Here is a 13,767-nt window from a genome sequence, read left to right on the forward strand (position 1 = left end):
CCCGTCCCAGTAAGTTATGAATCTTTCAGCGTATAGCCGTCGAACTGCTTCCACCATCCCGGAAGCTTCTGCCCGGCGGTATGATCCGTCTGCAACATTGGCGCCGGCTGTAGGTTCTCCACCCCGTCCGGCGGCGTGCGGGCAAGTTCGGAGCGCAGCAGCGCGACAAAGCGACCGTCTGCCGTCTTGACCCCGAAGTCGGCGATATAAGCCGAGTCGGGCTGGAGCGCGCTTATGAACGTGCTGCCTTTACCGCCCGCCGAATGCACTGCAAGCTCCCGATGCCAATTGTCTTGTTCGCCTTCGAACTGCAGCCATTTCACATCGTGCACCCTTAGCGCATGGCGCATCTCCTCCCAGCGGCAGCCCAAAAGCCGTTCGGCCGCCCTGCGCCTGAAGCCGGTGCAGGCCCAGTACGCATAAAGCGTGTACGGATCGCGGACAAGAACGACCAGCCTGTCATTTTCATAGTTTTCAAAAAATGAGTCAAATGTCCGCTCTTCGGGCGCCATCACCTGATTTTCCATGCGTTCCCCCCTTTCTGTACGTGTATCCCCCCTCCGCCCTTTACCGCTCGGATAAGCTCCGGAGGATTCGGGCGCCGTCGCCCGAAATGCAATAAGATGTATATAACCCGGAAACCAAAAGTATGTCTAAAAAACAAAATGACGCCCGAAGGCGTCTACCAGTAAAATTTTTTTCAAACTTTCATATTTTTTTCTCGTACTTGCTTTGCACGGCTTCCTTGGCCAAAATGTACATGGCGCCGCTCCAGCCGAACGGCGTGTTCGGGTTCGGCACCGGCGTCCCGCTGTAGTACAGTTCCGGCAAAACGCCGGGCTTCAGCATGATGTCTTCGGTCCGGCGGACGTACGCTTCGGCTTTGTCCCGGTGCCCCAGCTCCAGCGCGCACAAAGCGAGCCAAGGAAACCCGAACGTCCATTCCGCCTCCGTCCCCTCGTAGAACGCAGGCGGATGCCCGCGTCCGTGCTCCTGTTCCAGCGTGCTGTAATAGCTGTCTCCGCGGTACCGGATAACCCCTCTCTTGCGCAGCAGCTCCCGTTCTACGCGAGCAGCGATCATTTCGCCGAGAAGCCCTGTAAACAGCCGGTACGGGTAGATGAGGCTTAGCTGCGCCAAATCGACCGAACGGTCGCTGCTTTCCCGCGGGAACAGCCCGAACAAGGTGCGCAAGCCGGCCTTCACCAGATGATCGGGCACGTCGACGATGGATTCAACCGCCTTCAGCCCGGCTACGCAGGCGCCGACCGACGATGCGTGCACCTCCCGCCGTTCCTCCCACATTCCGTTGTCGGGATCGCACCAATATTGAACATTTTGCAAATATTGCACGAGCTTTTGCACGATTTCCTTGTCTTTTTCATCCCGCAGCATCGGTCTGCCGGCCTGCAATCCGGATCCGATGCCAAACAAAACGGCGCCAATCATGTCATGCTGTACATGTCCCCAGGTCTGATCATGAATTTCCGTCACGTCGTCCGCCCGGTATCTGGCGTGGATATACTCCCATTCCCAAGTCGGTTTGTGCCTGCATAAAATGTCAAGCTTCCACTCATATTCCCGAAACAGATCGAGCATACGGTGATACGCCTTTTCGTAAACATCTCCCGGTTTGTTCAGAAACGGCATGGACATGTAGACGCAGTCGCGAAGCCATACGTAGCTGTATTGCTCGGACGGGCTTGCAATATACAAGCCGTGAGGCAAACGCAGCCGCTCCAGCACCTGATAGCTTTCCAACAACATGGCAAATACCTCCTCCACGTTCCCAGCAAGGAACCGGTTTCGAAGCATAACCACTGTTAGCGCTTCCTAATATCATGTGCAGGAATGACGCGAATTGTCCCCGTCTTTGCGCAAAATTTTGCCAATTCCGTTCAGCCTTGCATCCCGGAACTCCCTATGTATCGTACAAAAAAAGCGCAAGCCGCCGCATTGCGGAAGCTTGCGCTTTGCCTTTTACAGATGGATGATGGCGGAACGATCTTGGTCTTCTCCCGCCGCTTGCGCCGGCGGCACCCGGTGAAAGCCGCCGAAGCCGGTAAGGCTTTGCGCGGCCAGCTCGCGAATGGCCGGATCGTCCACTGTCGCCGTCGTTACGGTCACGGCACCGCCCGTTACGGCAACTTCCCGCCAGCAGGGCAGGCAGATGGCCGAAGCGGTCTGCACGTATGTCCACTGCCGCTTGCGCACGATGGACTGGATATGATTGTGGCCGTTGAACCACAGGCACGGTCCGGGCGCTTCGCTCATGACGGCCAGCAGGGAAGCCGCTTCCTCGACCCGCATCATTTCGACGTCGGATAATGCCGTCGTATTCGGCAGCGGGTGATGCGCGAAAACGAGCAGCGGCCTGCCGTTCGCCTCAGCCTGCTTGCGCCTGAGCAGCTCCGTCTGAACGTCGTTCAGGCGGCCGCCCCAGTCGTGCGGCTTCCTCGCTTGGCAGCTGTTGAGAAAGACGAGCACGGCGAGATCGTTTTCGATGCACCCGAACCCGTCCCGGATCGGCGGCGTGCCGGCCCAGCTTTCGGTCTGCGCGGCGTTCGCCTCCAGCAAATCGTGGTTGCCCGGAATATGGACGAACGAGGCGCGGCGGCCGAAAGAATCGATCATGCCGTACACGGAGCGGTATTCCGACTCTGTGCCGTTTTGCGTCAAATCTCCTAACGATACGTAAAGATCCGCTTCCGGCCCGTCTTCGAAAAACTTTTGCAAATACGCCCGGTAAAACGAATCCCGCACCGCTATGTGCGCGTGATGCGTATAGTGCAAATCTGTCATGATCCGGATACGCATAGCCGCCCCCCTGTGGCAATTGTTGTTATCGGTAACAGTGTATCACAAGCGGACTTGCCGGGTATAGCCCGAGGCGCTATTTCACTTCCGCTATGGACACCCAGCGGCCGCTTTCGGCCGATCGCTGCACCGCTTCGAGCACCGCCTGATTGTTCAAGCCGTCCTCGAAGCTCGGCGCCGGCTTGACGCCGTTTGCGATGCCGTTCATCAGCTCCGAAATCAAATTGATGAACGTGTGCTCATAGCCGATCAGATGCGCAGGCGGCCAGTAAGCTCCCGCAAAAGGATGGACGGCTTCCTGGCAGTTGATGGAGCGGAAGCCCTGCAGGCCCGGCTCGTCTTCCGCTGAATAATATTCCAGCGTGTTCATCTGCTCCATATCCCAGCGGATCGAGCCTTTCTCGCCGTTGATCTCGAACCGGTTGCCGTTGCGGTGGCCGCCGGCAAAGCGTGTCGCTTCAAAGACGCCGACAGCGCCGTTCTCGAACCGCGCCATGAAAATCGAGGCGTCGTCGACGTCGACTTCCCCGAGATCTCCTCCTTTGACGCTCGCGCTCAGCCCCCCGCTCATCTCGCCGACCGGCCGCGCCTTGACGAACGTCTCCATCATCCCGCTCACTTCTTTAAATTCGCCGACCAGATAGCGGGCCAAGTCGAGCGAATGGGCGGCGAGATCGCCGTGCGAGCCCGAGCCGCACACTTCTTTTTTGAGCCGCCACACCAAGGGGAAGTTCGGATCCATAATCCAGTCCTGCAAATAGTTCGCCCGTATGTGGTAAATTTTGCCGAGCCTGCCTTCGTCGATCAGCTTTTTGGCGTATTGGACGGCGGGGACGAAGCGGTAATTGTGGCATATCATATGGACGACCCCCGCCTCTTGCACCGCCTCCAGCATGCTTCTCGCTTCCTCCATGTTCATCGCAAGCGGTTTTTCGCACAGCACGTGCTTGCCGGCTTTGGCGGCGGCGATGGCGATTTCCGCATGGGCGTTGTTCGGCGCGCCGATGTCGATCAGATCGATGTCGTCGCGTTCGATCAGCTTGCGCCAGTCCGTCTCGTAGGAAGCCCAGCCCAGTTTGTCCGCCGCCGCCTTCACGCCCGCCTCGTCGCGCCCGCAAATCGCCTGCATGACGGGAACCCCGTCGGGATCAAAAAAGAACGGAACGTCCCGGTACGCGTGAGAATGCGCCTTCCCCATAAATTTGTAGCCGATCATGCCGACCCGGATTTGCTTTTTTGCTTTGCTCATAGCGCTGAATACCTCCCTATAGGCGATATGTTGTACTAGAGCCGCCGTCGCCGCCAATCAAAGAAGAGAAGCCCACTCGGCGGGGGAAACGAAGTCCACGACCGCTTTGATCGAAATGCGGGAAAAATCGATCTCCGGCACTTGCCGGGGCGTCAGACGATTCGTCTGCAGCTTGCCGAGCATGCCGGGATATTGCTGTTCGATCGTGCACAGACGCTGGATGGCAGTTGCAAAATCTTGGCGCGAGGCGTTCACGGAGCCGATAATGCATTTGTTTTTGGCGACCATTTCCCGGTAGATCATATCGCTCGGCACGTTCAGCCTCCCTTGGCCCGGAGTGACGCCGAGCAGCGCCACAATGCCGTTATGGGCGAGCAGGGGGATGACCTCGAAACCGAGCGGAGCATAGCCGCTGCATTCCCAGATCATATCGAAGCCGGTGCCCAGCTGCTGCGCGTATTCCGTCAGCCCGGAAGCAAACTCGCCCGGAGCGGATTCGCCGGCTTGCCGGTAATGTCCGCCGATGCTGCGGATCATGTCTGCGTTCAAGCTGCCTTCCGGCGATTTGGACCATACGTAGACGTCCATGCCGAGGGTCCGGCACGTCAGCGCCGCCAGCAGGCCGAGCGGCCCGGAGCCCGTAACGAGCGCCGTCCGCGGCTGCCACAGCATGCGCTGCTGAATGATTTGCGCCTCGTTCCACACCTTCTCCACGATGCTTTGCGGCTCTACCAGAACGCCGTACGGCAAACATTCAGCCGGAACTTTGACGACATATTTGGCGTTCTCCGCCACGTATTCGCACAGAAACCCGTCGGCGCCCTGAATGCCCCGCTCCAAATAGAGCCCTGTTCGGCAAAAGTCTTGCTGGCCGCTGCGGCAATTGACGCAGCTCTCGTCGCCGCATGGCCTGCGGACGAGCGCCGTTACCGCGTCTCCGCGCGACAAGCCCGATTCGGCGCCGGCTTCCGCGACGATGCCGAGCAATTCGTGCCCGATAATCATGTCCGACTTGCCTTCGGGAAAACGTGCGAAGTTATCGACGATGATTTCCCGGTCCGTTCCGTCGAGCCCGACGCAGAGCACTCGAATGACGACGTCTTCCGCGCTTGTCAGAACCGGCTTCGGAACGTCCGCGAGCGCAACGTTAGCCCGCTCCTTGCCGCTGCTGATCGTAATCGCTTTCAAATTGGCCACCGCCCCTCACAGCAAATGCTCGGAAATTTTCCTTCTTATAAAAGCGACCGACCGGTGCATTTCGTCCAAGCCGTTCACACCGTCTTCGATGGAAATCCAGCCGCGGAAATTGACGGAACGCAGCTCGGCGAATATGGCGTCGTAATCGTTCAAGCCTTCGCCGATGACGCCGTGCACGAGCGCCGACGAGTAACCGGCCGAATCGTGCTGCCGCAGCTGCTCCAGGCTAAACCCCGGCTTGAGGTGCCGGTCGCTCGCATGCATGGTGACGACTCTGTGCTTCACTTGCCGCAGCAGCCACAGCGGGTCTTCTCCCGCTACGATGGCGTTGGAAGGATCGTAATTGACGCCGAACCAGGGCGAGTCGATCTGCCCGATGATGTCCAAAAATACGTCCGCCTTCTGGGCGAACTCGGGCGCCGTCCAGAATCCGTCCTTATAATGGTTTTCCATGACAAGGTGCACGCCATGCTGCTCGGCGACGGGCAGCAGCTCGCGGATCGCCTCCACCGTCCAGCGGATGCCGTCCTCGCGCGACACGTCCGGCCGCCGCTGCCCGGACAGCACCCGACAGCTGCGGAACGACTCCGGACCGAGCACGCCGGTCGCCCATATCATGTGCTGCATATGCTTGATTTGGCCCGCGCGGAATTCCGGATCGGGGTGAGTAAAATCCGGCGATGCGCACATCATCGGGATTTGCAGCTTGTGGCGCTCGGCCAGCGCCTTCACTTCGAGCAGCGCCGGCAGCGCCGTGTCGCGCAGAAATTTCGGGTACAGCTCCAATCCGTCCGCCTCCAGCGTCGCCGCCATTCCGATCCATTCCGGCAAGCTCATGGCGCCTGTCGACAAGTCGTCGATGAGCCCTTTCGGAAATACTGCAATTCGCGCCTCCGCACTCATGCTGGCGATTCCACCTCCTTTCTTGCGATCCGTTATCCGTTCTTCACCCTTTCGACGAATTGACGCAAAATATGCTTCAATTCCTCCCGGTCCGCGCTCGGCGCAAACTGCCGCTTATCGATGACGAGCGGTGCGCCGATAACGACAAGCGGGGCGCCGTGCTTCGGCATTTCCGCGGCCTGGTCGATCGATAGTCCGCCGACGGCCTGAACGGGCACGGATACGGCGCGAACGACTTCGTGCAAATGGTCGAACGGAGTGCGCTCACGGTCCTCCCCCCGCTCGTCGAAACCGGTATGGACGATAATGTAATCGACACCGTTCTCTTCCAGCATTTTGGCGCATGCCACCGGATCGGGGGCAGCGAGAATGTCGCCCATGACAGAAATTCCGTACTGCCGTGCCGCCTTCACTGCGGCGCGAATCGTCGCCGGATGAGCGACACCCATGACGACAACGTGCGTGGCGCCGGCCTTGGCCATCATTTCGGTCTCCAAATAGGCTCCGTCCATCGTCTTCAAATCGGCCACAATCGGGTGTTCGGGAAAAGCGCGCCGCAAAGCTTCGACCGCATGCAAACCTTCCGCCAGCAGCAGCGGCGTCCCCGCCTCGATCCAATCCACCCCGGCCTCCACTGCCACCCTGGCCATGTCCAGCGCTTCTTCTATGCTCGTCAGATCAAGCGAAATTTGTACAATTGGATTCATGAAAGCGCATCCCTTTCTTCTATTGGAACTTATTTACTATCATTATAGCAAGAGACTTGGCGACTATGTCCCAAAATTTTTTAAGGCAATCCGCGAACTTGCGGACTTGCCCATTCGATTTCAATTCGCGGCTAAACTTCGAGAACCGGGCGTTTATACAAGCAAAGTCCGCAAAACGTACATAAGATTATAACGCAAGTGCGATTTCATTAAGAAGGGAGCGTTTGAACATGGGCGTAGGTTATGGTGCAAGTTGTGCAAGTTGTGCCGGTTATGGCCTCTTCACAAGCACGGCTGCTATTTTGGTGCTGTTCATTCTTCTGGTCATCGTGAGCCGCACGATCCTCGGTTATTAATGCCAAGCCGATTGGCACCCAAACGCGGCTGCCCGGAGCTGTTCCGGGCGGCCGGCGTTTTTTTTCGGGTGCCGTTACAGAAACGGATGCGGATGCGGATTGAGCCGGTCCATCGTCAGCGGCTTCTGCGCGTATCCGAGCTCCGCCGGAACCCGAAGCACTCGCTCCAGCCCGTTCAGGCGGGCAAGCTGATGTCCGAACGTCATGGGCAGCATCCCCGGAATGAGCACTTTGACGCAATGCAGACCGCTGCGCGCCGTTTCCGGCGACGACTGGTCAACGGCAATCACGTCGAGGTTCAAGCTTCGAAATACGCCGATCATGTCTTGGAGGTCGTCAGTTAAATCCGCATGGCTTGCCTTTGGCGCGAATTCCTCGGCAAAAGTGCGCAGCGGCCGCCGTTCATCGAGCAAAAACAGAAGCCGCTCTTCCGCTTGCGGCAGCCCGTACAGCAACGCGTGATGCTCCATCCGCTGCACCAGAGACGGATCGTCGAGCATCGGCACAAGCTCGTGCCGATGCTCCGCGAGCTTGCGCTCGAGCCAGAGCACCGCGCCAGCCAGTTCGTGAATGGCGCTTTTCGCCGCCCGCAGCGGATCCGGATGCGCTCCGGCCGCGCAGACGAGATTCATTTTTCCCGGCTCCCGGCTTTTCGCCACCGCCCATATGCTCGGAATGCCGCTCTCCATCGTCGTATTGAACAAATGCACCTCATACCCTGCTACGGCCCGCAGCCTGCCGATCATGAGCCGCAGCTCCCGGTCGCCGAAAGAAAGCGGGTCGAGGCGCGGAACCGGCAGACGTGCGTACCAAGTGAGCAGGAACGAATCGCGCTCGACGACTTCCATGATCCCGTGCAGGATAGCTTCTTCTATGCATCCGCCTATCGCGCAGCCGTTCGAGCCTTCCTGGACGAAGCCGTCACCGTACTCCGCGCAATAATAAGCGAGACATTCCGGCACCAAAATCGGCCGCTCCTGCACGAGCGAATAGCCCCACACCCAATCCAGCGGGACGTCGGGGTCGTATGGCTCGAACGGAAAATCCGGCAGCGCGTACTGCTCCGGCGAATAAAGGCCGACCTTGGCGGGATCGAGCGCATGGCCGGCTACATCGTTGTAGCTGCCGCGGACCGCCGTCCGTTTGCCGCGCGGAGCTTGGCCGCAGCGCCGCTCCAAACCTTCAAGTATGGCGGTCAGGCGGCTCTCCTCGTACCGATGGCTGCGCCCTGCCGTCACTTCGTCCCCCATCGTGAACGACGGCACGTTCGCGTTCATGGCGGCAAACGGCGAGACGAGATCCGGTTCAATGGCGTTGATAAGGCCGGTTTCGGGATCGGCATACTGGCGCAGCGTTTCTTTCAGGCCGTGCAGCGGACGGCAGCGGTAACTGTCCGGGCTCCATTTCGGTCTCTGCTGCAGCGAAATACGGGCTAGCTGCTCCGAGTCGTCGGGTACCCCGCCGCATACCGGGCAAAGCGGGTCGGGCAGCACGGCATGGAGCGAGCTTTTGAGCGTTCCGAGGTCGATAAGATACAGATGATTTTCGGTATGGGCCCGGCGGCCCTGCAGCACTCGAATCGTTTCCGCCGCAAGCAAATGGGAGATGTGCCGCAAGCCGGCACGTAAAGCGCCCGCGTGGCGGGACTTTCCGTCCGCTTCCCGCAGCAATGGCGGCGCCCCGCCGAAATCGCCTCGCGCCGTAAGCCGCCGGTCGTCCGCGCATTGAGAGCAGCCCGGCCGGTCCGGCCGCACGAGCGGTCCGACGACGCCTTGCTCCGCCGCTGCGAAGCCGCGCAGCCATTGGACGCCGGCTTGCCGCATCGCCTCTTCCGTCTCGAAATAGCCGGAGGAAGGCAATTCATCGTCCGCCACGATAACCAGCTCCGCCGCTTGCGGCACCCCTTCCGCGATATCGGCATAACGAGCGACATTACATCGCCCGTTCAGCTGTCTGCACACCGAGTCGGCCATAAATCCGGTTCCGACAACCGCAACGTTGCCGTTCATTGCGGCACCACCTCCCCCAGCAGCGTAGCGACGACTTGCACCGGCGCCCCGACAAACGCCGGGTCGGCCGGCCATGCCCAAACGAAAAGACTCTTGCCATTTCGCTCCAAAATGGAAATAGCCGACCGCAGCGTCTCTGTGTGCGTAGTTTGTTCGACGGAAGGAATCGGAACGCGGATCGGCTCGTGCTGCTCCGGACGCAGGAGCGGCAAGCCAGAGCCGCCCCCGGCGCGATCGAACGCGCGATTTTGCGCCTGCCGCAACGCGTGCAGCAGCGCTCTGCGCAGCGCCAGCGTCACGTTGGCATCCACGCCGCAATGCCATTCCCCTTCGGTTCCTATCCATACCGCAGGGAAGCCGCAGACGTCCTCGCCGAGGCAGGCCGCAGGCGTTCCGCGCAGCGCGGTCAACGCTTCCCAATAATAGCGGCAGCGCTCGTCGTCTATACTGCCAAGCCGGGCAGCTCGGATGCTGGGCATGCCATGCGACGGACAACCGTTCTTGAGCCGCTCGGTCAAACACGTTTGCAGGCCGCGGCACACGGCTTCCGCGAACGTCTCCCCGGCCCCGATGGCGATGGCGGGCTCCTGGCTTGCGCCGTCTGCTTGCAATAGCTCCCCGCAGCCGGGCAGCGTTGCCGCAAGCCTGCCGGCCAGCCGCGATACGTAAGCTTCGATGCCTGCCAGCCCGGCTTCCCGGCGCGCTTCCAAATGCGTGAAGGCCGCGCACACCATCTCCGGCAGCAGCCCGGCCGGGCCGTCCGCCAGCGGGTCTGCCGCCTGAACGCGGCACTGGGAAAGCGGCAGCTGCAGCAAATCCCCTTCTTCCCACGCATGGAAAATTCCCGTCCGCTCCGACGTCAAGCTGGCGAAATAACGGAGCAGCCGCTCCGGCTCCGCTGCGACTGCGCCGCCTTCCGGCCGGTAAAGCGGATCGCGCACCAACTCGGCCGGCGGGCAGCGCGCCACAAGCGGGTGGGGCGCGAAAGCGTGCCAGTCCCCCTCCAACGTGTCCAAATCTAGCATGAACAAGCGGTTCGTTGCTGGCGTTTCGCCTTCGGCCATAGCCGTATTCCACAATTCATGGACGATGGCGTTCGCGAGCATCGCCCCGGCAACTTCGGAGCAAGGCTGCGCGTCCTCGCCTTCGTCCGGGACGGGACAGCGAATGCGGCGCCACGCCGATTCCCAGCATACGCCGCTGTCCGGATGCACGAGCGGACCGGCCACTCCGGTCCGCCCTATGCACACGGCAGGCAGCAGCATTTTCCGCTCCTCCCTGCAAACCGCATGAAGAGCTCGCAGCTCCTCCGCATCTCCCGTTTGCGACACATACAAAACGTGCCGGAACGGCCGTACCGACTCCCGCCACATGTTCCGTGCATCTTCCTTGTCCGCAAGCTGCACAAGTTCCAGCTCCGCTTCCGCCCCGGGATCCGTTCGGCGGGCGCTCTCCAACAGCTGCTCCAGCCGCTGCCGATCCGTCGGCGCCGCATCCGTAACCAGCAGGTGCAGCTTCGACAAGCCGGTGTCGAAAAGCGATTCCGCCAGCGACAGCAAAACGGGTCCGGCCCCGACCGCCAGCACACCGCCGCTTTGACCGCCTGGCGGATCGCCCCCGCCGCCCGCTTCGCCCGGCCCTTCTTTCCAACGCAGCGCAATCATCTTGGACCTCCTCGCCACATTGTCCGTCTTCACTCGGCGACTCCTTACCTAGAGATGATATTGGGGCGCAGCGAACTTTATGTATGATGCGGCGTCAAGACCCGGTCGACCGGTAATGGCGTACGCCTATCTGCCAGACGAGCAGACAGGGCAGCAGAAACAGAGCGCCGGCAAACGGAGCTAGCATGTACATGACTTCGTGGCCGTCAGCCTTGTCCAAAATATACAGCAGCGGCAAATAGTTGGCGCACCCGAACGGAATGATGAACGTGAAAAATACGGTGACCCACTTCTGATAAATGTTCAGCGGATATTGTGCCATCTCCCGTCCGCCGTCCGTGAAGATGTTGGCAACCTCCAGTCCCTGGATTGTCCAGAAGCACAGCGTTGCGGCCAGCATATAGATGCCTGTAAAAATGAGAACGCCGCTCGCGACCATCATAACGAGCGTTACCGCTTTGGCGGCGTTCCACGCGACCGGCAGGTTGGTTAAAGCCCACACGAGCACGATGATACTTTGCAGCAGGCGGCCGAAGCGGGTGAACTCGAACTTCGAGCCGAGCACTTGCAGCGCCGTGCTGCGCGGACGGACGAGCAGGCGGTCGAAATCGCCGCCCGCCACGAGCCCCGAGAACGCGTCGAAGCCGCGCGCGAAGCATTCGCTGAGCGAGAAAGCCATTTGGATGACGGCGAAACAGAGCGCCACCTCGTAAAAGCTCCAGCCCCGCAATTGCCCGAACCGCTCGAACATGAAGTACACTCCGGCAAACATGACGAACGGACTGAAGAACTGGCCGCACGTAAGCAGCCAGAACGAAGCCCGGTACTGCATTTGCGACCTGAACAAAATCGATAAATATTTGAAATAAAGCCGCATCCGGCCTCACCCTCCTTGTATGACAACGTGCCGCAGCGCTTTATGCAAGCTCCATCGGCCGACGCCGATCAGCGCCGCAAGCCAGAGAAGCTGAACGAGGATGCCCCACAGCGCCTCGGCTTGCGGAATTTGCCCCGAATAGACGCGAAACGGAAAATCGGCGGTCCAGCGGAACGGCAGCGCGTAGGCGACGTTTTGCAGCCACCCCGGCATGAGCGGCACCGGTATGACCATCCCGGCAAAAAACTCGCCGATGACGGAGAACATGAGCATAGAGCCGGCAGGCGACATCGTCCAGAACACGGAGATGTAGATGAGCATGGAAATCGCGACAATGACCAGCAGGCCGAGCAGCAGCGTGATCGCGAACAGCGCCAGCGCCGCCGGGGAAGGCGGCAAGCCCATTTTATACGGCTCAGGCAGCAAAAACGCCACAAGCAAAATCGGGAGACAGCGCAAAACCGCGCTAGACAGCCGCTGCGCCAGCAGCTTGGCGAACCAGAACTGGTATATGCCGCAAGGCCTGCACAGTTCATAGGCGATGTTGCCGCCAGTAATCAGCTGAAAAATTTCGTTGTCGCGAAACCACAGCATAATAAAGGAGAGAAACGCTTGCTGCAGCCACACGTACGCGACCAGGCTCGGCAAAGGCATCGGCGCCGGCACAGTGCTTCGGCTGTAGAAGGCGACAAAAATCATAATGAACACGAAGCCGAAAAACAGCTGCGTCGCCATCCCGGCGAGCGCCGCCGACCTGTACTGCAAACCGTTGATGAACCGCAGCTTGCATACGGACATATATGCTTTCATACGTCATGCTCCTTATACAGCTCAACGATCAGCTGCTCGACCGGCTTCGTTTCGATCGCGACGTCGATGAGTTCAACCTGTCGGGACAATCTGGCGATTACGTCGGCGATCGAAGCGTTCTCGGTATCGACGCTGAACACCGCCCGCTCCGGCGACCACGAAAGCAGCGACGCTTCCGGAACGTCGAGCGGCTGCGCATGCGCGCGGTAATCGACGGTGACGGTGCGCTGCGTGCCGAATTTGCCGCGCAGCTCGCCGAGCGTGCCGTCGTACAGCAGCGTCCCGCCTCCGATCATCAAAATCCGGTCAGCCAGCGCCTCGATGTCGCTCATGTCGTGGGTAGTCAGAATGACGGTGACGCCTTTCTCTTTATTGATCGTTTTGATGAATTGCCGAACGGCGATTTTGCTTACGGCGTCAAGTCCGATCGTCGGTTCGTCCAGAAACAGAATCCGCGGGCCGTGCAGCAGCGAAGCCGCAATTTCGCAGCGCATCCGCTGGCCCAGGCTCAGCTGGCGAACGGGGACGTGCAGCAGATCGCGCAGGTCGAGCGTCTCCGCCAGCAGCTCGCAATTGGCTTTGTACGCCGCAGCCGGGATGCGGTAAATGTCGCGCAGCAGCTCGAACGAATCGATGACCGGCACATCCCACCACAGCTGGGACCGCTGGCCGAAGACGACGCCGATATGATGGACGTACGCGGTTCTTTGCTTCCAGGGCGTATACCCCATAATGGAGCAAAATCCTTGATCGGGCACCAGAATGCCGCTCATCACCTTGATAGTCGTCGATTTGCCTGCGCCGTTAGGGCCGATATACCCGACAATCTCCCCTTCCTTTACCTGGAACGTAATGTCGTGAAGCGCCTCCACCACGGTGTGCTCGCGGACGAACAGCGCTTTCAGCGCCTGAGTGAGCCCGGCCGAGCGTTTGGCGACCTTGAACGATTTCCCAATGCCTCGCAGTTCGATCAATCGTCGTTTCCTCCCTTCGCTGCTTCCGAAAAAAATATATCCAAAGTGGCAAAAAAAGTATAGACTTATAATTTTGTTTCGATTATACTAATATTATAGAGGCCGAGGTCGTCTACCTTTAGTTAAAATTTATCTAAAATAGCCATACGACATGTCATATGTCGTATTTTTTATTTTTACCCGCAAAAAAAAGGCTGCTGCAGT

13 protein-coding genes are annotated in these 13,767 nt (G+C 59.7%); 1 reads left to right on the forward strand and 12 read right to left on the reverse strand.

Annotation, left to right across the window (positions count from 1 at the left end):
* Positions 1-14 precede the first annotated feature (14 nt).
* The 7 genes from SD70_RS33130 to SD70_RS10045 form a co-directional block, all read right to left on the reverse strand.
* A complete protein-coding gene (locus SD70_RS33130) occupies positions 15-527 on the reverse strand; it encodes a DUF4912 domain-containing protein (protein WP_052487242.1) in 513 nt (170 codons plus the stop codon).
* A 181-nt stretch (positions 528-708) separates the two neighbouring features.
* Positions 709-1,767 (reverse strand): glycoside hydrolase family 15 protein, encoded by a 1,059-nt coding sequence (locus SD70_RS10020; RefSeq protein WP_041047431.1) that lies wholly within the window; start codon positions 1,765-1,767, stop codon positions 709-711.
* A 213-nt stretch (positions 1,768-1,980) separates the two neighbouring features.
* A complete protein-coding gene (locus SD70_RS10025) occupies positions 1,981-2,817 on the reverse strand; it encodes a metallophosphoesterase family protein (protein WP_041047432.1) in 837 nt (278 codons plus the stop codon).
* Positions 2,818-2,893: 76 nt separating this feature from the next.
* The gene (locus SD70_RS10030; protein ID WP_041047433.1) at positions 2,894-4,066 is read right to left on the reverse strand and encodes a Gfo/Idh/MocA family protein; all 1,173 of its coding nucleotides are present in this window, start codon (positions 4,064-4,066) and stop codon (positions 2,894-2,896) included.
* 57 nt (positions 4,067-4,123) lie between these two features.
* A complete protein-coding gene (locus tag SD70_RS10035) occupies positions 4,124-5,263 on the reverse strand; it encodes a glucose 1-dehydrogenase (protein ID WP_082053243.1) in 1,140 nt (379 codons plus the stop codon).
* 6 nt (positions 5,264-5,269) lie between these two features.
* A complete protein-coding gene (locus tag SD70_RS10040) occupies positions 5,270-6,166 on the reverse strand; it encodes a sugar phosphate isomerase/epimerase family protein (protein ID WP_041047434.1) in 897 nt (298 codons plus the stop codon).
* A gap of 32 nt (positions 6,167-6,198) precedes the next feature.
* Complete coding sequence (locus SD70_RS10045; RefSeq protein WP_041047435.1) at positions 6,199-6,873, reverse strand: orotidine 5'-phosphate decarboxylase / HUMPS family protein; 675 nt, start codon at positions 6,871-6,873, stop codon at positions 6,199-6,201.
* Positions 6,874-7,103: 230 nt separating this feature from the next.
* Between SD70_RS10045 and SD70_RS39200 the strand changes: the two genes are divergently transcribed.
* Positions 7,104-7,229, forward strand: a complete 126-nt coding sequence (locus SD70_RS39200) for a hypothetical protein (protein WP_269432454.1) — start codon at positions 7,104-7,106, stop codon at positions 7,227-7,229.
* A 74-nt stretch (positions 7,230-7,303) separates the two neighbouring features.
* On the opposite strand, the gene SD70_RS10050 is transcribed toward SD70_RS39200, so the two are convergent.
* The 5 genes from SD70_RS10050 to SD70_RS10070 form a co-directional block, all read right to left on the reverse strand.
* Entirely contained in the window at positions 7,304-9,238 is a 1,935-nt protein-coding gene (locus SD70_RS10050; RefSeq protein ID WP_041047436.1) for a TOMM precursor leader peptide-binding protein, read from the reverse strand.
* Entirely contained in the window at positions 9,235-10,902 is a 1,668-nt protein-coding gene (locus SD70_RS10055) for a hypothetical protein (RefSeq protein WP_052487244.1), read from the reverse strand. The genes SD70_RS10050 and SD70_RS10055 overlap by 4 nt, the downstream gene beginning before the upstream one ends.
* Before the next feature lie 94 nt (positions 10,903-10,996).
* Positions 10,997-11,779 (reverse strand): ABC transporter permease, encoded by a 783-nt coding sequence (locus tag SD70_RS10060; protein ID WP_041047437.1) that lies wholly within the window; start codon positions 11,777-11,779, stop codon positions 10,997-10,999.
* Positions 11,780-11,785: 6 nt separating this feature from the next.
* Positions 11,786-12,589: an ABC transporter permease gene (locus SD70_RS10065; RefSeq protein WP_041047438.1), complete on the reverse strand. Its 804-nt coding sequence runs from the start codon at positions 12,587-12,589 to the stop codon at positions 11,786-11,788.
* Positions 12,586-13,563: an ABC transporter ATP-binding protein gene (locus tag SD70_RS10070; protein WP_041047439.1), complete on the reverse strand. Its 978-nt coding sequence runs from the start codon at positions 13,561-13,563 to the stop codon at positions 12,586-12,588. Before SD70_RS10070 ends, SD70_RS10065 begins: the two co-directional genes overlap by 4 nt.
* Between the last annotated feature and the right edge of the window lie 204 nt (positions 13,564-13,767).

Origin of the sequence: Gordoniibacillus kamchatkensis, assembly GCF_000829455.1 — a bacterium.
Taxonomy (GTDB): Bacteria; Bacillota; Bacilli; order Paenibacillales; family NBRC-103111; genus Gordoniibacillus; species Gordoniibacillus kamchatkensis.

Excerpts from the sequence above, each read along its gene's own strand:
- SD70_RS33130 (WP_052487242.1), bottom strand. The coding sequence starts at position 527 with ATGGAAAATCAGGTGATGGCGCCCGAAGAGCGGACATTTGACTCATTT.
- SD70_RS10020 (WP_041047431.1), bottom strand. The coding sequence starts at position 1,767 with ATGTTGTTGGAAAGCTATCAGGTGCTGGAGCGGCTGCGTTTGCCTCAC.
- SD70_RS10025 (WP_041047432.1), bottom strand. The coding sequence starts at position 2,817 with ATGCGTATCCGGATCATGACAGATTTGCACTATACGCATCACGCGCAC.
- SD70_RS10030 (WP_041047433.1), bottom strand. The coding sequence starts at position 4,066 with ATGAGCAAAGCAAAAAAGCAAATCCGGGTCGGCATGATCGGCTACAAA.
- SD70_RS10040 (WP_041047434.1), bottom strand. The coding sequence starts at position 6,166 with ATGAGTGCGGAGGCGCGAATTGCAGTATTTCCGAAAGGGCTCATCGAC.
- SD70_RS10045 (WP_041047435.1), bottom strand. The coding sequence starts at position 6,873 with ATGAATCCAATTGTACAAATTTCGCTTGATCTGACGAGCATAGAAGAA.
- SD70_RS39200 (WP_269432454.1), top strand. The coding sequence starts at position 7,104 with ATGGGCGTAGGTTATGGTGCAAGTTGTGCAAGTTGTGCCGGTTATGGC.
- SD70_RS10050 (WP_041047436.1), bottom strand. The coding sequence starts at position 9,238 with ATGAACGGCAACGTTGCGGTTGTCGGAACCGGATTTATGGCCGACTCG.
- SD70_RS10055 (WP_052487244.1), bottom strand. The coding sequence starts at position 10,902 with ATGATTGCGCTGCGTTGGAAAGAAGGGCCGGGCGAAGCGGGCGGCGGG.
- SD70_RS10060 (WP_041047437.1), bottom strand. The coding sequence starts at position 11,779 with ATGCGGCTTTATTTCAAATATTTATCGATTTTGTTCAGGTCGCAAATG.
- SD70_RS10065 (WP_041047438.1), bottom strand. The coding sequence starts at position 12,589 with ATGAAAGCATATATGTCCGTATGCAAGCTGCGGTTCATCAACGGTTTG.